Origin of the sequence: Streptococcus sp. CP1998, assembly GCF_041026655.1 — a bacterium.
Classification (GTDB): Bacteria; Bacillota; Bacilli; order Lactobacillales; family Streptococcaceae; genus Streptococcus; species Streptococcus dentalis.
In genome coordinates this window covers 1,693,285-1,711,147 of record NZ_CP163380.1, presented here as the reverse complement: position 1 = coordinate 1,711,147, position 17,863 = coordinate 1,693,285, and the positions used below count along the sequence as shown (strand labels likewise).

At 43.0% G+C, this 17,863-nt stretch carries 20 protein-coding genes and 1 pseudogene; 13 read left to right on the top strand and 8 right to left on the bottom strand.

Annotated features, from left to right (window positions below; all coding sequences use genetic code 11):
- Nucleotides 1-31: 31 nt before the first annotated feature.
- Nucleotides 32-565 (bottom strand): hypothetical protein, encoded by a 534-nt coding sequence (locus AB4X21_RS08635; RefSeq protein WP_369087836.1) that lies wholly within the window; start codon nucleotides 563-565, stop codon nucleotides 32-34.
- A 203-nt stretch (nucleotides 566-768) separates the two neighbouring features.
- Here AB4X21_RS08635 and AB4X21_RS08630 point away from each other — a divergent pair, with 203 nt between their 5' ends.
- Both AB4X21_RS08630 and AB4X21_RS08625 read left to right on the top strand, forming a co-directional pair.
- The gene (locus tag AB4X21_RS08630) at nucleotides 769-1,458 is read left to right on the top strand and encodes a response regulator transcription factor (protein ID WP_369087835.1); all 690 of its coding nucleotides are present in this window, start codon (nucleotides 769-771) and stop codon (nucleotides 1,456-1,458) included.
- Nucleotides 1,458-2,339 carry a sensor histidine kinase gene (locus tag AB4X21_RS08625; protein WP_369087834.1) on the top strand — a complete coding sequence of 294 codons (882 nt, stop codon included), beginning with the start codon at nucleotides 1,458-1,460 and terminating at the stop codon, nucleotides 2,337-2,339. The genes AB4X21_RS08630 and AB4X21_RS08625 overlap by 1 nt, the downstream gene beginning before the upstream one ends.
- A gap of 29 nt (nucleotides 2,340-2,368) precedes the next feature.
- Here AB4X21_RS08625 and AB4X21_RS08620 read toward each other — a convergent pair whose 3' ends face one another.
- From AB4X21_RS08620 to pabB, 4 genes are all read right to left on the bottom strand, one after another.
- Nucleotides 2,369-3,121, bottom strand: coding sequence for an ABC transporter permease (locus AB4X21_RS08620; protein ID WP_369087833.1), 753 nt, complete (start codon nucleotides 3,119-3,121; stop codon nucleotides 2,369-2,371).
- 56 nt (nucleotides 3,122-3,177) lie between these two features.
- Nucleotides 3,178-4,086, bottom strand: coding sequence for an ABC transporter ATP-binding protein (locus tag AB4X21_RS08615; protein ID WP_369087832.1), 909 nt, complete (start codon nucleotides 4,084-4,086; stop codon nucleotides 3,178-3,180).
- A gap of 174 nt (nucleotides 4,087-4,260) precedes the next feature.
- Complete coding sequence (locus AB4X21_RS08610; RefSeq protein ID WP_369087831.1) at nucleotides 4,261-4,875, bottom strand: alpha/beta fold hydrolase; 615 nt, start codon at nucleotides 4,873-4,875, stop codon at nucleotides 4,261-4,263.
- A complete protein-coding gene (gene pabB, locus AB4X21_RS08605; RefSeq protein ID WP_369087830.1) occupies nucleotides 4,875-6,602 on the bottom strand; it encodes an aminodeoxychorismate synthase component I in 1,728 nt (575 codons plus the stop codon). The genes AB4X21_RS08610 and pabB overlap by 1 nt, the downstream gene beginning before the upstream one ends.
- A gap of 118 nt (nucleotides 6,603-6,720) precedes the next feature.
- Here pabB and AB4X21_RS08600 point away from each other — a divergent pair, with 118 nt between their 5' ends.
- The 10 genes and pseudogenes from AB4X21_RS08600 (at nucleotide 6,721) to AB4X21_RS08555 (ending at nucleotide 15,218) form a co-directional block, all read left to right on the top strand.
- The gene (locus AB4X21_RS08600) at nucleotides 6,721-7,740 is read left to right on the top strand and encodes an acyltransferase family protein (protein WP_369087829.1); all 1,020 of its coding nucleotides are present in this window, start codon (nucleotides 6,721-6,723) and stop codon (nucleotides 7,738-7,740) included.
- Between the two features lie 472 nt (nucleotides 7,741-8,212).
- Complete coding sequence (locus tag AB4X21_RS08595) at nucleotides 8,213-8,815, top strand: hypothetical protein (protein ID WP_021153833.1); 603 nt, start codon at nucleotides 8,213-8,215, stop codon at nucleotides 8,813-8,815.
- The gene (locus tag AB4X21_RS08590; protein ID WP_369087828.1) at nucleotides 8,815-9,606 is read left to right on the top strand and encodes an energy-coupling factor transporter transmembrane component T; all 792 of its coding nucleotides are present in this window, start codon (nucleotides 8,815-8,817) and stop codon (nucleotides 9,604-9,606) included. Before AB4X21_RS08595 ends, AB4X21_RS08590 begins: the two co-directional genes overlap by 1 nt.
- Nucleotides 9,582-10,418 carry an ABC transporter ATP-binding protein gene (locus AB4X21_RS08585; RefSeq protein ID WP_271631022.1) on the top strand — a complete coding sequence of 279 codons (837 nt, stop codon included), beginning with the start codon at nucleotides 9,582-9,584 and terminating at the stop codon, nucleotides 10,416-10,418. Before AB4X21_RS08590 ends, AB4X21_RS08585 begins: the two co-directional genes overlap by 25 nt.
- Nucleotides 10,405-11,205, top strand: a complete 801-nt coding sequence (locus AB4X21_RS08580) for an energy-coupling factor ABC transporter ATP-binding protein (RefSeq protein ID WP_021153830.1) — start codon at nucleotides 10,405-10,407, stop codon at nucleotides 11,203-11,205. The genes AB4X21_RS08585 and AB4X21_RS08580 overlap by 14 nt, the downstream gene beginning before the upstream one ends.
- Nucleotides 11,206-11,440: 235 nt before the next feature.
- Nucleotides 11,441-12,379, top strand: a complete 939-nt coding sequence (locus AB4X21_RS08575) for an AEC family transporter (RefSeq protein ID WP_369087827.1) — start codon at nucleotides 11,441-11,443, stop codon at nucleotides 12,377-12,379.
- A pseudogene (locus AB4X21_RS08570) lies at nucleotides 12,370-12,600 on the top strand (glycine betaine ABC transporter substrate-binding protein); the annotation flags it as partial. The gene AB4X21_RS08575 and the pseudogene AB4X21_RS08570, both read left to right, overlap by 10 nt.
- A gap of 154 nt (nucleotides 12,601-12,754) precedes the next feature.
- On the top strand, nucleotides 12,755-13,471 hold the full coding sequence (locus AB4X21_RS08565) for an ABC transporter ATP-binding protein (RefSeq protein WP_369087826.1): 717 nt from the start codon (nucleotides 12,755-12,757) through the stop codon (nucleotides 13,469-13,471).
- Between the two features lies 1 nt (nucleotide 13,472).
- Nucleotides 13,473-14,555 carry an ABC transporter permease gene (locus tag AB4X21_RS08560; RefSeq protein WP_369087825.1) on the top strand — a complete coding sequence of 361 codons (1,083 nt, stop codon included), beginning with the start codon at nucleotides 13,473-13,475 and terminating at the stop codon, nucleotides 14,553-14,555.
- A gap of 39 nt (nucleotides 14,556-14,594) precedes the next feature.
- Nucleotides 14,595-15,218, top strand: a complete 624-nt coding sequence (locus tag AB4X21_RS08555; protein ID WP_369087824.1) for a TetR/AcrR family transcriptional regulator — start codon at nucleotides 14,595-14,597, stop codon at nucleotides 15,216-15,218.
- A 179-nt stretch (nucleotides 15,219-15,397) separates the two neighbouring features.
- Here the strand turns inward: AB4X21_RS08555 and AB4X21_RS08550 are convergent, their stop codons facing one another.
- The 3 genes from AB4X21_RS08550 to AB4X21_RS08540 are packed head-to-tail and all read right to left on the bottom strand — an operon-like array spanning nucleotide 15,398 to nucleotide 16,816.
- Nucleotides 15,398-15,730 carry a glucuronide permease gene (locus tag AB4X21_RS08550; RefSeq protein WP_369087823.1) on the bottom strand — a complete coding sequence of 111 codons (333 nt, stop codon included), beginning with the start codon at nucleotides 15,728-15,730 and terminating at the stop codon, nucleotides 15,398-15,400.
- A gap of 44 nt (nucleotides 15,731-15,774) precedes the next feature.
- Nucleotides 15,775-16,245, bottom strand: a complete 471-nt coding sequence (locus AB4X21_RS08545) for an HXXEE domain-containing protein (protein ID WP_369087822.1) — start codon at nucleotides 16,243-16,245, stop codon at nucleotides 15,775-15,777.
- A 31-nt stretch (nucleotides 16,246-16,276) separates the two neighbouring features.
- Nucleotides 16,277-16,816 carry a TetR/AcrR family transcriptional regulator gene (locus AB4X21_RS08540; protein WP_369088376.1) on the bottom strand — a complete coding sequence of 180 codons (540 nt, stop codon included), beginning with the start codon at nucleotides 16,814-16,816 and terminating at the stop codon, nucleotides 16,277-16,279.
- Between the two features lie 138 nt (nucleotides 16,817-16,954).
- Between AB4X21_RS08540 and AB4X21_RS08535 the strand changes: the two genes are divergently transcribed.
- A complete protein-coding gene (locus tag AB4X21_RS08535; RefSeq protein WP_369087821.1) occupies nucleotides 16,955-17,857 on the top strand; it encodes a cation diffusion facilitator family transporter in 903 nt (300 codons plus the stop codon).
- Nucleotides 17,858-17,863: the final 6 nt, after the last annotated feature.

Below are 17,863 nucleotides of genomic sequence, written 5' to 3'. Positions count from 1 at the left end.
TTTGTATGTAGTTAAAGCAAGTCTTACTGATTTACTGGTCGTAGTCTAAGACATTGTTTTCGATGACAAACTTAGATTCGGCGGAAATGTTGGCTTCTCCTAGTTGCAACTGAGAACTTCCGTCTGGTTTCATGATATGCCACTGACCGTCCTTGTGGGCAAAGATAGCCTGAAATGTGACGTTATTACTCTTGTCTCGAATGGGTAGAACAAATGCTTGATCTGTATTCTCTAATAGAATCTCTTCTTTTTTTTCAAAGTTATAGATATAAAATTGCCCAGTTCTTTGTCCCAAACCATGAAGTTCATCGACTTTTTGCCAATTCTCAAACTTATTCCGAACAAGGGATTCATTAAAAATCTTGTTGAAGGTTTCGTTCCGTTTCTTGGTTTCTTCCTCGTCTAGTGTTTTCTGAAACTCTGCAACCTTTTTAGTCGTTTGGACGGTTTGTCTGTTTTGCTCCCTGATTTGCTGGCGGTGGATGACTCGCATCATTCTTGCAGCAACGCCCAGGATGACGAGGATGGATACAAGGCTGATTTTAGTTTTAGCATTATTTTTCATAGACTGGTCTCCCTATTGTGTCATTGGTCCTATTATACCCTTTTAAAGAAAGGATAGTCAAGTTCATCTTGTGAGGACCTAACATGCAGATTTGCAGGGGTACTATAGGATTTTATCAGATTTTCATTGACGAAGGTCCCTTTATTTGATAGGCTAGGGGAATAGAAATGATTTCGTAAGCATAGAAAAGAGGAGTGAGGCAAGTGGCACGCATCTTATTAATTGAGGATAATAATGATATCCAAGAAATTTTATATAGTCTCTTAAGCGAAGACCATGAGGTGCTTCAGGCTTTTTCAGGAACAGAAGGGCTGCGACTCTTCCAGCAAGAAAGTATTGATTTGGTCCTTCTCGATATTATGCTTCCTGGGAAAAATGGGGATCAGGTCCTTGAGGAGATCCGTATGCAGAGTCAGGTACCAGTCATCATGATGACAGCTCTTGGTGACAAACACCTCATTAGCCAGTATCTCCTTGCAGGAGCCAATGATTATATCGTCAAGCCCTTTAATCTGGATGAGGTGGCTGCTCGGGTGACAGTGCAACTGAGAAATAACATCACTCCGGCACAGGAAGCTCCATCATCGAAAAAGCTGACTGTTAAAAATCTGGTCCTGAACCCAGAAAGCTTTGAACTGGAGTCTGGAGAAAAAACGCTTCGCTTGGGCAAAAAGGAATTTCAAATTTTTGAAACCTTATTGGCGCATCCAAAGAAGATTTTCACAAAAGAAGAATTGTATGAGGCAGTCTGGGAAGAAGCTTATATGCCTGGAGACAATACGATCAATGCCCAATTGAGCAATCTCCGAAAGAAAATTGCCCAACTCGATCCTAATGAGGATTACATTGAAACCGTCTGGGGCTTGGGTGTTCGCTTGAAAGGAGACCAGTAATGTGGGGATTGGTTCTAGTTCTAGTTTTCCTTGTCCTTCTCTTGGGACTGGGCTACCTTCGCCTGCTTTCTGCCTTAAAAGATTTGCAGGAACAGATTCAAAAGAAGCTCCAAAGCGGGAGTGGGGTACGGTTAACGTCTCGTGTTTCAAAAAAAGAATTGGTCGCCTTGACCAAGCAGGTCGGTGAGCTCTTTGACCAGATTGAGCGGACCAATCGGATTGCCTTTCAAGAGAAGAAAACCTTGGATATGGCCATCAGTAATATTGCTCACGATATTCGGACGCCTTTGACCATTGCGTCTGGTTATACCCAACAAATCATCAAGGGTGGGACGCAAGAAGAGGAAAAGCTGAAGAAAATTGCTTCCAATCTTCAAGTCGTCTCAAAACGTTTGGAGTCTCTCTTGGAATACAGACGCTTGATGGAGGGCGCCATTCAGCCTCGGATTTCAGACGTCAATCTCAGCCAAGTCCTAACCCAGCAGTTGTTCCAGTATTATGATAGCTTGTCTGAGGCGGGGATTGCACTAGAGGTAGAGTTAGAAGAGCATCTCCATTATGCTACCGATCCGGAGCTTTGGGAACGCCTCTTGCAAAATATGCTCAGCAATGTCCTCAAGCATGGAAAGGAAGAGGCCCGTTTGAGCCTGACCTCGGACGCGGAGACGATCCGGGTTGAACTGCGCAATATCGTGCAACAACCGATTCAGCACTTAGACCAACTGGCTAGTCGATTCTACTCCGAAAATCTATCGGACACAGAGGAGTCTTCTGGTTTGGGACTCTACATCATTCAAAATTTTGTAGAGATTCTAGGGGGAGACTTGCAACTGGCAACGGAGGCAGATTGGTTTATCTTAACCATTACATTAAAAAAGTAGGACTTGACCAATTGTCAAGTCCTACTTTTTTATAAATCTTTGTGTTTGAAAGTAGCTAGTCCTAGGAATCCGAAAACAAGGATGAATCCAAGGGCGATTGAGAGGGTATTGTTTGTTGCTGTCGTACTTTGGACCATGGAATATTGGAATTCTAAGTTTAGATAGTGCAAAATGTTGATGTCTTTAAAGAAGAGCGCAGGAAGGCTTAAGAAGATATTTCCAACGAAGTAGCCAACGAAGGCCAAAGTGATGGATTGGCTAGCGTAAAGGAGGAAGGAAATGATGCTGACCCAAGCCAAGGTGGAGAGGAACTGAATCAGTAGGGTCAGTCCAAAATGAGCCAAGAAGTGATCTGGCATGGTGCCAAGTCCATTGTAGAGGGTCGCGATTGAGAAGACAAGACCATAAGAAACGAGGAATTGGAAAAGAGCAATGGTCAAGACAACAGCACTTTTAGCAAAGTAGTAGCTGGTGCGAGAGACGCCATAGGCCAAACTATTCTTGTATAAGTTTTGTGTTAAGTCTGTTCCCAGGACCAGGGTGATGACAATAATGGTAAAGAGGATGGTCACACTGATGCTGGAGGAATAGTTGGTCAAGGCTTTAAAGCCCGTCCAAACTTCGGTCGCTTGGGGTAATTTGGATTCCGTATTGACACCGACGTGTCCGGTAGCTCCAAAGATGACTCCAGACAGGATATTGAGAACGAGAATGGCTTCTGTAATCCAAAAACCTTTGGAGCGAAAAAGTCTATAAAAATCTGCTTGAATGGTATGCAACATGATAAATCTCCTAAATGAAATGTGTGGATAGGTTATACAGGAAGATGGTATTTGGACTAGTCTACCAAGTCTGTAAAGAATTTTTCTAGATTTTGGCGGGCATAGTAGATTTCGTCCACGTCAATATCCGCTTGAACGAGGGCTTTGACGATGACTTTAATATCGTGAGTCTGGCCAAAGATATGGATTTCTCCATCCTTATCGATGACCTTGATGCGATGATGGAGTTGATCCTGGATCAGTTGACTCGCGAGGGCTAGTTGATTGGTCTTGAGGATGATATAGTCTTCGCCTTGCTCCTCGAATTCGGCCTTGCTAATTTCTTTGATCAGGCGTCCTTGGTCGACAATGCCAAAGCGATTAGCAACCAGATAGAGTTCAGAGAGGATATGACTGGAAATGAGGATGGTCATGCCGAGTTCATCATTGAGGCGCTTGATCATCTGACGAAATTCCTTGATTCCGACCGGATCAAGACCATTGATGGGTTCGTCCAGAATGAGGAAGTCGGGTTTGGCAATGAGCGCAATGGCAATTCCCAACCGTTGTTTCATTCCCAGTGAAAAATCACGAAATTTTTTCTTGCCTGTATTACTCAGGCCGACATAGTTCAGAGTTTCTTTGATGACCTGGTCGGGGTTTGGGATATGGCGAGCCTTGCAATAGTAAACTAAGTTTTGATAGGCAGTCATATGTTTGTGTGCCACGGGACTCTCAATGACGGATCCGACACGTTTCAGGGCTTGGGTCCACTGGGAGCGATTTGTAGAAGCAAAGAGGGAGACGCTTCCGTCAGTTTCTTGAATTAGCTGGGTAATGACCTTGATGAGGGTGGTTTTCCCAGCTCCGTTCTTACCGATCAGGCCGTAGACATCACCTTTGCGAATGCTCAGATTCACATCGTTTAAGGCGTATTGTTGACCAAATTTTTTACTCAAATGGGAAATTTCTAATACTTTTTCCATGGTTTTCTCCTTCGTCCAAATGACTAGTTGTTTTCTTTACACTCTTAGTATACAGCTTGCTTTTCAAATAACCATCAAGCAATTCTAAAATATTTCTAAAATTTTAAAAAAGTAAAAAAGTAAAAAAGAACAGGTAGCCTATCTTGATTCAAGTGGGCTTCTGTCCTTTTTTTATTAGAAGTTCTTCAAAAACTCCTTGATGGCTTGTGCCAGTTCATTGGGTTTCTGACTATTAAGTAGATGGCCTCCATCTGCGATTTCTTGATAGTGACCTTTGGGCAGGAGCTTTGCCAATTTTTTCGAAGAAGCCTGATTGGCCCTATCTTTGCTGCCACAAATCACTAAGCTAGGGAGAGGACAAGTTTTGGCATTATCGGTTAGATTGAGACTTTTTAACTCGGTAAGAATTTGCAACATGTGCTGTTTGTTGGCACCCTGCTTTTCAAAGATATGTTTGGGAATCAGACGGAAAAGGAGAATTTGGAGCCGATAGAGGAGATTGGTGTTGAGTTTGTATTGTGTCCCTGAAAGCACCAAGCCCTTGAGTTGTGGTAAGTCTTGGCTGGAGAGCTCAAGAGAGAGAACGCCACCCAGTGAAAGTCCAACCAGAATAAAGGGCTCGCTTTCTTGTTGGAGATACTCCGTCAGTCTGTCTTTGGCCTCCTGGTAGCTTTCGCTTGGAGAAGAGAAAATAGCAAAAGATTCAGAATGCAAGGGGGAAAGTGCATCTTGGACCCCTTGCCAAGAGTGAGCATCCTGGCCTAGGCCGTGTAAAAAAATAAGTTTCATTATGCCCCCTTTCTTGTGAATTCGAGTGGATAGAGGCCACGAAGGGCATTGCAGGCATAGACTCTGTCAGCAACTTCTAAATCCTTCAGTGTTAACAGTTTTTCCTCTACTTGTCCAGTTTCCAATAGATGGCGTCGGTAGATGCCATCTAATAAAGGGAGATGAGCTGGAGGAGTATAGAGCTTGCCCTTGATCTCTAGGATGAGATTGCCAATGGTCGTCTCAAGCAAGGTCCCGTCTGGCAGATGGAAGATTTGCTCCTGATATTTAGTAGTTAGATGTGCTCGCTGGCTAGTCTTAAAATAGGTAAATGGACTTGCTAGATCAAGCTTTTGCTCGGTCAGTTGAGCCTGCAGATAGTTAGCTGGTAAGTCTATTAGCTCCGTGATCATCAGTTGGAAGCTTGCGTCTTTCTGCAAGGCTATCCGACAACGATAGTCAAGGCTAGGATCCAAATGAGTGAGCTCTTCTTGAAGTTCCTTCAGGAGCTTTTTCTCATTATAAGGATAGGCAAAGTAGCTGCTACCCTCTCTCAAACGGGTCAGGTGTTGCTCTAGGAAAGTCAGTTTTCCTTGGTGTATGCGACCTGTTGTTAAGAGATCGAAACGAGGCTCTTGTCGGTAGAGGACGGCAGATTTTTGCTTAGTTTCCTGGTATTCACCTTCCCATTTACTATCCCAGGTGATGCCCCCACCAACGCCGTAGATAGCTTTGGTGCCTTGCATTTGAAGGGTCCGGATGGCTACATTAAAAATTCGTTTGCCTTTTGGAAGAAGGATCCCAATCGTTCCACAGTAGACTCCTCGAGGAGCGATCTCTGTCTGTTGGATGATTTCCATGGTAGAGATTTTCGGTGCGCCTGTGATCGAACCACAAGGAAAGAGGGCCTGGAAGGTTTGGACTAGGTCGACTTCTGGGCGCAAGCGACTTTCAATGGTCGAGGTCATCTGCCAAACGGTGGAGTATTGCTCAACTTGGCAGAGATGGGTCACCTGCTCACTTCCAATTTCCGAAATCCGATTCATATCATTGCGCAGGAGATCCACAATCATCATGTTTTCCGCCCGATTTTTGGGATCTGCTTCTAGCCAGGCTGCCTCTTGGAGATCAGCTTGGTTGGTGAGCCCACGGCGAGTCGTTCCCTTCATAGGGCGCGTGGTCAGTAGCCGGTCGTCTTGCTTAAAAAAGAGTTCAGGGCTGATGGAGAGGATGGAGACATCATCGTGCTGGATGAAGGCATTGTAATGAGCATTCTGCTCTACTACTAGTCGGTTGTAGATGGCCAAAGGATCCGCCTCTAGCTCTTGAGAAAGCTGGACAGTATAGTTGACCTGGTAAGTATCTCCTTGGCGGATGTGGTGATGGATGGTCTCGATGGCTTGCTGATAAGCAGGCGCCTCGACCTCTTCCTTCCAATTGGCTGGAAGATCCACTGCCTCATAGTCCTCTGGAAAAGGAAGGGATTCGACCTCCTGGTGGATGGTGAAGTAGAGGAGATACTCTCCCATGAGAGGTGCAGGATGGACAGCTAATTTTTTCTCAAAAGCAGGAGCAGCCTCATAACTGACATAGCCTACGGCATAAAAACCAGCCTCCTGGTAAGTTTCCACTTCTTTAAGAAGGGCCTCGACTTGGTCGATGTCTCTGGTTTTTAATTCTTTGATGGGCTTGGTGAAAATGTGTCGCAATCCAAGCTCTTTAAAATCAATAATCGTTTGTTTGTGCATGCTTTGAGTATATCAAAAATAGAGGAAAAAAGGTAGATCAGGATGCAAGATTCCTTGCTTGGCCTTGCCTTTCATGCTAAAATATCCTTAGGACCTGCATTTTGCAAGGAGGAGGAACATGCAAAAGAATTCCCTCTACAATACTTCTAGTATTAGTCTCTTTCAATACCTTTTTGCGATTGCAGTGATTTTGGTGCATAGTGGTCGCTTGACTTCTTATGAGCCAGTCCATTTTGGTCTCAAGAGCATCCTTGGACGGCTAGCGGTGCCATTTTTTATCGTCTGTGCTAGCTTTTTCCTTAAGCAATCACTAAGGGATGCAAGGAAAATGAAAGCCTACCTGGTCAAAATCGTTAAAACTTATTTATTTTGGAGTTGTGTCTATCTGCCGTATGCCTGGATCTTTTTTTCTAGTCTCAAACTCCCAGTAACTATCTTTCCAGCTGGCGTCCTCATCGCTCTGGTCTATTTGGGGATGTGCTACCAACTCTGGTATATCCCAGCCTTCTTGCTAGGTTTGTTTTTGGTCAATCAACTGGTCAAACGCTTGGGCATGGTTTGGGCGGGGGTGATCACCTTGCTCCTCTATTGCTGGGGCTTGATCGAGACCTATTCGGCTTATCTGGATACCACGAGTCTCCTAAAGGGTTACCAGCTCTATAGCAATTTATTTTTCACCGCTCGAAATGGCCTCTTTTATACGCCCATTTTTATCTTTATGGGTTATTATCTGTATGATCATTTTCATTCACAAAATTTTAGGATTCACCGTTGGCAAAAGCTTGCTCTAGCCCTTGGGCTATTCTGTATAGAAGGCGTGGTTATTTTTCGAAACGAAGGAATCGATAAGAACTTTTTCTTTCTCCTTCCCTTTGTAACGATCTATTTAGTCAATGCTTGTCTGCGCACCTCCTTTTTAAAATCCTATGACCTACAGTGTTTAAAACAGATGAGTATAGCGCTTTACTTTTCGCATCCTATCTTTATTGAGTTGGCTCGCTACGGGTTTAGAACTCTCCCACTTTCCTATCCCGACAGGGGCAAACTGATTTTTGTGATAGCCCTATTTGGCAGTCATCTCTTTGGCCTGGCCATGCTGTGGTTTCAAGATCGAAAGAAAAAGACTTCATCGATGTAAGAGATGGTGAAGTCTTTTGGTTTTAGGAGATAAGGGGCTTTCTGGGCTCTTACCAAGGTTTTCTCGATCTATCTGGTCTTAGCCTTTGTCTTGGCAAGTATTGCTACTTATATTTTGAAGAAAAAATAAGCTAGCTTAAAATGAAGCAAACACCAGAAATGGTGTTTGTTTTTGTTCTTCTGGCCTTAAATAATCGGATGATGGGGTTTTACAAACCTTTCTATAAGGGTTAGGGTCGTAGTCAGAAGTCATTTCCGAACGTTTTCAAGAAAAATTCAGAAAAATCTTGACTTCTGATGAAATCGGCGTATGATTAATTGTGAACTGTTGAACAAATATTTTCAAGGAGAGGATCCGATGTCGACTAAGGTGATTCTGCTAGAATGAAGGCAGTTCAACCTTAAGAATCTATAGAGCGTTGCGTCCGAAAGTCTAAACAGACACGGCTCTTTAAAAACAAAAGGAGAAGATTATGAAAACAGAACCGATTCATCGTACCAGTATGTGGAAATTTAAGTTAAGTGCTGCCACCATGACTTTGATTCCCGCTGCCGTGGGGATTAACTATGTTGCTAAAGCCTTGGCGGAGGGGTTAAAGTTGCCCGTTTGGCTGGGCTCTTTGGGAACCTTTCTTGCCAGCATGTTGGCTGGGCCGGTTGCCGGTGCCATCAGTGGTTTCATCAACAACGTGATCTATGGGCTGACCTTATCGCCAATTTCAACCGTGTATGCGATTACCAGCATCGGAATTGGGATTGCTGTGGGAGTTTTGCACGCCAATGGGTGGTTCTCGTCAGCGCGACGAGTATTTGTTTCTGCTATTATTATTGCCATCGTTTCAGCTGTCATTTCAACGCCACTCAACGTCATCTTTTGGGGTGGTCAGACCGGTATCGCATGGGGTGACTCATTGTTTGCGGTAATGGTCGCCAATCATGCACCAGTGTGGCTGGCCTCATTTACCGATGAGTTTGTCTTGGATATTTTGGATAAAGTCTGCGTGGCCTACCTGGCATTCTTCATCTATCGTCAGCTGCCGAAGCGGATGGTGCACTTCTTTAGCGGTGATAAATGATGACTGACCAAACATTGATTTCTGGAGCGCCACGGGTCAAGCTCAAGTGGTACCAGGTGATTGATCCGATTACTAAGCTCTTGTTCATCTTGGACATGACGTTGTTGAGCTTTGCCAGTATGAATTTATTGCTTCAGGCCGGATTAATTCTTGTCGCAACACTGCTATTGTTATTTTCCAAATTGAGTTCTACCATCTTTAAGGCGCTGGGATTCAGTCTGTTTCTGATTTGCACCATGCTGATCATCCAAGGGTTATTTTACAGTCGGAATCAAACTGTGCTGTTTACTGTGCTTGGGGTGTCGTTCTACAAAGAAGGCCTGATTTACGCCACCACTCTGGGTTGTCGAGTATTGGTGATTATTTTGACCAGTGGCTTTTTTATGGTGACCACGAGTATTTCAGAAAACGCGGCCTATTTGGAACTGTCCGGATTGTCTTATAAAACCGTCTACGTTCTGATGTCGGTGTGTTATATTTTGCCGGAAATGATGCGCAATATGCGGAAAATCCAGCAGGCACAAAAAGTTCGCGGAACCAATCCGCAAAAAACGTTAATGCAGAAATTAAAGTCAGTCCTGCCGGTTCTAATTCCATTGGTGATTAAGACCTTGGATCAATCGATGGCGCGGTCGATTTCTCTCCAACTGAGAGGTTTTGATAATCCCAACCGGACTGTCAGAACCTCCCAGCGCGTGTATCGCCTGTCGCGGACGCTGCACATTGGTCTGACTGGATTGGCAATTTTATTGATTGGGTGGAAGATATGGACGAAGATAAACGGATTGTAATTGAAAATTTGACCACCCGTTATCCGGGTACTGAGCAACCACAACTGCGTCAGATTAACGCGGAGGTTCATACCGGCCAGGTGGTTGGGATTATCGGGAATAGCCACTCCGGCAAATCGACTTTGTGCCGTGTGCTGGCAGGGGTCATTCCCAAAATTGTGTCTGCTGAGATTGAGGGCGACTGGCACATGTTTGGCCAGCGAGTGTCCGACAATTGGCCCGTTTATAATGCCATGAATGGAGTTGTACTGCAAAATCCAGCTGGCCAACTAAGTGGGTTGGCAGACACGGTTGCTGATGAAATCGCCTTTGACTTGATTAATCAGGGAATGGCTGAAGGACTAATTCAAAAACGGGTTGAAGAAGTTGCCACGCAAATGGGGCTGATTGAACAGCTGAATTTGCGTCCCGAGAGCCTTTCCGGTGGTCAGATCCAGCGGTTGGCAATTGCCACGGCGATTGTGGCTAATCCGGCTGTTTTGATTATGGATGATCCGACCAGTCAGATGGATCCCCTTGGCCGCCGGCAATTTTTCCAATGGCTGGCCCAAGTCAAAGAGACGACTGTCTTCATTGTCACCAGTGAAATTGACGATTTGTGCGAAGTCGCCGACGTTGTGTGGGTGCTGCACGAGGGTCAAATGGTAGCCCAGGGCAGGCCGGGTGAGGTGTTTAATCATTTGGCAGCTGACTGGCAGATTCCAGCCCCGACAATCCAGCAACTTGCTCAAAAAATGGATTGGCACTTGGCTGATGGCCGGTATCCGGTGAATTACGCTGATCTGAAGGAGGTTCGTTATGTCCACAATTGAACTGAGCCACCTGACGTTCACTTATCCTGAACGGTCCTTTAGCTTGGATGTTGAAGACAAACTCTTCGCCGATCCGATGGTGGCGATTGTCGGCCAAAATGGTGCCGGCAAATCAACGCTCTTCAAATTGTTGACGGGCTTGCTGACACCACAAACCGGTGTGATTAAGATCGATGGAGAAAATTTTAATGATCTTAAACCAGTCGAAAAGTTACTGAAGGTTGGGATTACATTTCAGAATCCTGACGATCAGCTTTTCAACCCGACCGTTCAACGAGAGGTGGAGTGGAGTGTCGCGCAGGTCATGGATGACCACGACACGATTACGAGGCGGGCTTTAGCGGCTCTAAAAAGAGTCGGCTTGGATGATAAAACAGCTGAAAGTCCATATGACCTGTCATTGTCGGAACGCAAGCTGTTGAGCGTTGCCACAGTTTTGGCAGTGGATCCGGCGATTTATTTATTTGATGAGCCGATGATGTCGCTTGATTGGGAAAGCCGGCGCAAGTTGACCGCAATTTTCCATCAGTTGGCTGATTCGGGCCACCAAGTTGTGACCATCACCCATGACATGGATTGGGTCGCCGCCGAGTTTGAGTCGGTGTATGTTATGGAACACGGGAAGTTTGGCTTCGCCGGCAGTCCACGGGAATTGTTCAGCGATCACGAACTTGTCCAGCGAGTGGGATTACTACCACCGCGGATTATGGACATAGCGGAGTCGCTGGGTGATTCACAGACATATTTATCGGTTAATGATTATTACCAGAAAAATCGAGATGTATAGAAAAAGTCACCTCTGCGGGTTTTCCAGGTTGAAGGATTAACTTCAGCTTCTGGCAAGAACTCACATGGGTGACTTTTGTGTTTAATAACGTTTCATGATCATCGGGTGCTTCCTCAGATTGATATGATACCTCTAAAGTAGACACGGTAAATACCTACTCTTTTTGTGATATACTAGAGTAGCTTTTGAGACCTTGTGGAAAAACACTCATTTCAAAGAAGGAAAAGGAGAAAACATGGACATCTTTTTGAGGAGTATATCAGGGATCCTGGTCATTCTGGGGATGATTTTAGTGGGCTTTGTCATAGGTGAAAAAGGCTGGTTTGATGACAAGTCACGTGGCCTGATCGCAAAGCTAGTCACTCAAATTGCTCTTCCCTGCTATATGCTCTATACCATCACACAGCGTTTCACGGCGGGATATCTGCTTAAAATGTTACCAGAACTGCGTTTTCCTGCCCTGTCTATGGTCATTTTACTTGGCATCGCGACAGCAGTAGCCAGAATTTTTGCAGTGAGACAGGACCGCCGTGGCCTCTTTACTTCCATGTTTTTTAATTCCAACACGATTTTTGTGGGACTCCCTATTAACCAAGCTCTTTTCGGGGATGCCAGTATTCCCTATGTTTTGATCTATTACATGTGTAATACGACCTTTTTCTGGACTTTGGGGACCTACCTGATCCAGCGGGATGGCGAGGGAGAAGCTCAGTTTGATCTCAAAACGAGTCTGAAAAAAGTCTTTTCTCCTCCTCTCATGGGCTTTCTCTTAGGGCTAGTCTTGGTGATTCTTCATATCAAGCTCCCTACCTTTTTAGCCAGTGATTTACAGTATCTGGGTAATTTGACAACTCCTTTATCCATGATGTTTATTGGTTTATCAGTGTCCAATGCAGGACTAAAGCAGCTGACTCTGAAAAAAGACCAATTCTTAATTCTGTTAGGACGCTTCGTGGTTGCCCCACTCTTGATGGCGACTATCGTTTACTGGGCACCTCTTCCAAGCTTGATGAAGCAAGTCTTTATCATCCAGTCCGCTATGCCTGTTATGACCAATGCACCTGTGGTTGCCAAACTCTACGGAGCTGATAGTGATTACGCTGCGGTCATGGTGACAGAGACAACCCTGGCCACCATGGTGGTGATTCCCATACTCATGGTGCTGATGGCCTGATCCTTTTAAAAAAAGTGAAGCAACAGCCTCATCAATGGGCACCACTTATGAGAGATGAATTACTGAAAAAACATCCAGAATTGGAAGCTGTTCTCAATAAATTAGCTGGTAACATTACAGAAAGCCAAATGAGTCAACTCAACTGCCAAGTCTGGGTAGAAGGCAAGTCTGCTAGAGAAGTCGTGCGTGAGTTTTTGGTTCAAGAAGGTCTTCTAAAATAGAAGCAGATTTCCTTATGAATTCTTAAAAATCTTCGATTTGTATTCGAAGATTTTTTGTTATGAAAATTTTACTTTTCACTTGACAAGTGAGTGAACACTCACTATAATAGTCTCATATTCAAAAGTGAGTAAATACTCACTTGGGAGGATGCAAATGAAAACATTGCTACATTTACAAGATTTAGAAAAATCTTTTGGTCATCAAATGGTCTTAGATCACGTTGGTTTTGATGTACAGCCTGGAGAAATCATAGGTTTAATCGGTCCATCAGGTGCTGGTAAATCAACTATGATTAAAACCATGTTAGGAATGGAAAAGGCGGATAGCGGTATCGCTTTAGTTTTAGACCATACCATGCCCAATCGTCATGTTTTGGGAAATATAGGCTATATGGCTCAATCAGATGCTCTTTATGAAGCCTTGTCAGGACAAGAAAATTTGGAATTTTTCGGTCAGCTAAAAGGCCTATCAAAAAAAGTCTTAAAGGATGATATTGCCCATGTAACTCAAGTAGTCGATTTGACAGAGCATTTAAACAAAGCAGTATCTGGTTATTCGGGAGGGATGAAACGACGATTGTCGCTAGCCATTGCGCTTTTAGGAAATCCGCAACTCTTGATTTTGGACGAACCAACTGTTGGAATCGACCCTTCGCTTCGAAAGAAAATCTGGCAAGAGTTGATGGCACTCAGAGACAAGGGGGTAGGAATCCTAGTCACCACCCATGTGATGGATGAAGCAGAACTGACGGATAAGGTTGGGCTCTTGTTAGGTGGAAAAATCATTGCCTTTGATACACCAAAAAATCTCAAAAAAGGCTATGGTGTTTCAAGTATTGAAGAAGTCTTTTTGAAGGCGGAAGGAGAGTAAGATGAGAACCTTAGCTATTGCGAAAAAAGTGATGAAAGAATTGCTTCGTGACAAACGAACTCTTGCCATGATGTTTGTAGCACCCGTCTTTATTATGTGGTTGATGAATCTCATGTTTTCGGCTAGTACAGCCGTGAATATTAAACTAGCAACACAAGATCTTCCAACTAGTCTGGTGAAGAAAATGGATGATCTGGACCATGTTAGTGTACAGACTTACAAGGACATCGATCAAGCGAAGAAAGACTTAGCTGATGAAAAAGTAGATGCAGTGGTTTCTTATAAAAACGGTGAATATCAGGTAGATTATGCTAATACAGATGCCTCTAAAACATCTATGACTCGACAAGTATTGCGGACGAGTATCGCCAGTGAAGGAAGTAATCAACTAATGGCTCGTGTCAAACAAGCTCTTCCACAATTGAATTTGAAGGCAAAAGCACCAGAAATCAAGGAATCCTACCAGTATGGTGATGAACATACAAGTTTTTTTACAAGTATGATTCCAGTTTTAATAGGCTTTGTCGTTTTCTTTTTTGTTTTTTTGATTTCAGGTATGGCACTTTTGAAAGAGCGTACCAGTGGTACACTAGAGCGTTTATTAGCGACTCCAGTCAAACGTTCTGAAATCGTTTATGGTTACATGTTGTCTTACGGATTCATTGCGATTCTTCAAACAGCAGTCGTAGTCCTAGCTGCCATTTGGTTATTAGATGTAGAAGTTGTCGGAAATCTATTTCATGTTATAATAGTTAATGTAGTACTGGCTCTTGTGGCGTTGGCCTTTGGAATTCTCTTGTCTACCTTAGCGAAATCAGAATTCCAAATGATGCAGTTTATTCCTCTTGTCATTATGCCGCAGCTCTTTTTCTCAGGAATTATTCCATTGTCATCGATGGGAGACTGGGCTCAAACGGTAGGAAAATTTTTGCCATTGACCTACTCAGGTAATGCAATGAGTCAGATTATTCTTTACGGACGTGGCATTGGAGACATTTTGCCAAATATCGGCCTTCTACTGATTTTTCTTGTCATCTTGACAATACTTAATATTGTAGGCTTGCGCCGTTACCGTAAAGTATAAAGAAAAACACAAAAAAATACTAAAAGGGATGACTGTTCAATGGATAAGACTATTTTTGAATCGTTTGAAGATTTCTTAGAGGAATCCAATTATCCTCAAGGGAAGAAAAAAATTATGCGGTCGGCAGTGGATCTCATTTCGACCAAGGGTTATAATGGCACCTCCACCCTTCACATAGCTGAGCATGCTGGACTCAGTCAGGCTACCTTATTTAAGTATTTTAAAACGAAAGACGATTTGTTAACGGCTATTCTACACCCTGTGGTTCCAGGACTATTCGGAAGTTTTTTTGAAGAACTGTTAACTTTTGAAACGACAGAAGAAAAAGTTCATTATTTTGTCCATAATCGAATGAGCTATCTCAAAAAAAATCGTGCCCTGATAAAAATCATTTTTCATGAAATATTCTCTAATAATCAACTAAGAAATGAACAGAAGTTTATCTGGAATACTATCCAGGATAAACTTCATACACTTCACAAGAAATTGCTGGCAGATCCACGTGTTGATCCTGAATTAACCATTCCTCAAATGGCTCGCATCTGTGTAGGTCCTTTGTTAGCTTATTTTGCTCAATTATATATAATTGGCGACAATGACGAAATGAGAGAAGAGGACTTAGATTTGTTAGAAAAACAAATCTTAGGTGGTTTGTGGAAGTAGAGGTTTTCTAAATATTAAACAAAAAAATAACTTTTTAAAAGTGATTCAGATTGAAGACAAACGTCATTTTTGGCGTTTGTTTTTTGTATTTGATAAACCGTAAAAGGCATAGCAGTTTTGGATGATGTATAGAAGACTAAAAAAGCTCAAGTTTTCATTGATAAAACTTGAGTTATTTCTTATATGAGGGCTAATAAAATAGTGATTACCAGAGCAATTCCCAATCGGATGACATGGTGAGCTGGGTTGAAGTGTTCTTTCTGCTTGCCATTCCAATAGGCTCCGTAGCAAATCAACCCACAGCTAATCAGCCAAAGAGATAGTGCGACAATCGGCAAGAAGAAGTAGAGGATGAGAGATAAGGTCGCAAGGCTACTTCCGATAAGAAGAAGCCCATTTCCTAGAGTATCCTTGCCCTTTCTTAATTCTGAAAGGCTAGCCAATAAATGAAGAAGAGCAAAAGCAAGGGCTAAGAAGGCTGTAACAATGCTAAGAAGCATGGAGAAGAACATACTGTTTCCTTTCAAAAAGAGATTTTGGATATGAGGATTATATATCAAGGTCTACGACTCATTTTAGAAAGTACCACAAATGATAATCCAAGGTTTATAAAGATAAGAGCTAAAGTAATGAAAGAGTAGCCATACAGCCTGATTGGGATTTTGTTTTTAAGAAAGTATAGAGAAAATAAACTCGTAAAAATGCCAGTTAGCAATCCAGGCACATATTTTCGAATAACAATTGTCTGAATAAGATGTCCGAACACATGATAGATATAAGCGATTACAATGGTTGTGTAAATGGTATAGTTGTTAAATTGGTAACTAAGATAAAGTGTTATCATTAGAAGTAAAAGTTGCTCCATGACAATGGCATTGAAAGCAAAAGGGGTGTAAAAAGTGAAGATTTGTTTATATGGAATTTGTAATGATATTTTTTTGACAAAAGACGGCATCCATATGATTTCTTCCAGTTCATGAAGCATGAAGAACGCTGGAAAGAGGAAATAAAATTGTAAGGTAGACATGAAAGCTAGTCCTTTCTAGATAACATGAGGTTCATTTAGAGTTTGCGTGCAGTATCTCCAAATAAAACTGGACCACTTCTTGCTCGTTATAAGATTTCCCCTTTTTCAACCACCAGCTGATCGTTTCAATGAAGTGGCAGACGACCAGGTGCTTGAGATAAGAGTGAGGAATCTTGGTGTGTGATTGAATCAGTTCGTCTGCTAACATGGGATAGACGTCGTGTTCCAGTTCCTTTTGCAGTTGCCGGATAAAATAGTCGTTTTTGGAGAGCAAGAGGCTGCTTACATGGTCTTGATTTTTTTTGAAATGCTGAAAGATGTGAGCCAAGTAGTCTTGTGGAGAGAGGTGTTCATCACGCTCAAAGAGATGATGAAAGAGCTTTTGACAGAGCTCATCCAGTAGTAACTCTTTGCTTTCATAATGGCTGTAAAAGGTGGAACGCCCTACATCGGCTAAGTCAATAATCTCCTGAACCGTGATGGTCTCGTAGTCTTTTTTGTTGAGTAATTGTAAAAAAGCATTATAAATAGCTTTCCGAGTTTTGGTGATGCGACGATCTTGAACTGGCATATAGACAATGTGAACAAACTGTTCAGTAATGTACATAGCGAACGGTTTGCTTCTATCCTTTCTTTTCGTTGTAAGAGATAATAATAGTAAAGGAATGATTTTACTCCCATTATACCATATACTAAAGGAGGTAAAAAATTGAGTTCAAAACGTGCTGTTTGGCTGGCTTTTTTCTTGAACCTAAGCTTTGCTATTGTCGAATTTATCGCTGGTGGAGTATTTGGTTCTAGTGCGGTTCTGGCGGACTCAGTCCATGACTTAGGAGATGCAGTTGCAATTGGGGTATCAGCCGTTCTAGAAACAATCTCCAATCGTGAAGAGGATAGTCGTTACACCTTGGGCTACAAACGATTTAGTCTTCTAGGAGCTTTGATAACGGCGGTGATTCTGATGACAGGATCAGTTCTTATCATTTTGGAAAATCTAACGAAACTATTTCATCCCCAACCTGTCAATAATGAAGGCATCCTCTGGCTAGGAATCATTGCGGTTACGATCAATGTGCTAGCGAGTTTAGTGGTTCGTAATGGAAAAACAAAGAACGAGTCGATTCTTAGCCTGCATTTTTTGGAAGACACCTTGGGTTGGGTCGCCGTCATCCTGATGGCCATTGTCCTCCGATTTACGGATTGGTATATCCTAGATCCTCTCTTGTCGCTGGTCATTTCCTTTTTTATCTTATCAAAAGCCATTCCACGTTTTTGGTCTACACTCAAGATTTTCTTGGATGCTGTGCCAGAAGGAGTAGATATCGAGCAAGTCAAGAGTGATTTGGAGCAATTGGACCATGTGGCCAGTGTGAATCAGCTTAATCTCTGGACCATGGATGGTTTGGAGAAAAATGCCATCGTCCATGTTTGTCTGGAGCATGTCAAACATATGGAAGTTTGTAAAGAATCCATTCGAGACTTGCTCAAAGAGAGGGGGTTTCAAAATGTCACCATTGAGGTGGATGAAGACCTAGCAACCCACCGATCCCATAAGCGCAATGTCGAAGAGCTGGAAGCCAGTCAAAGTCATGGACATGATCACCAGCATTAATGAAGA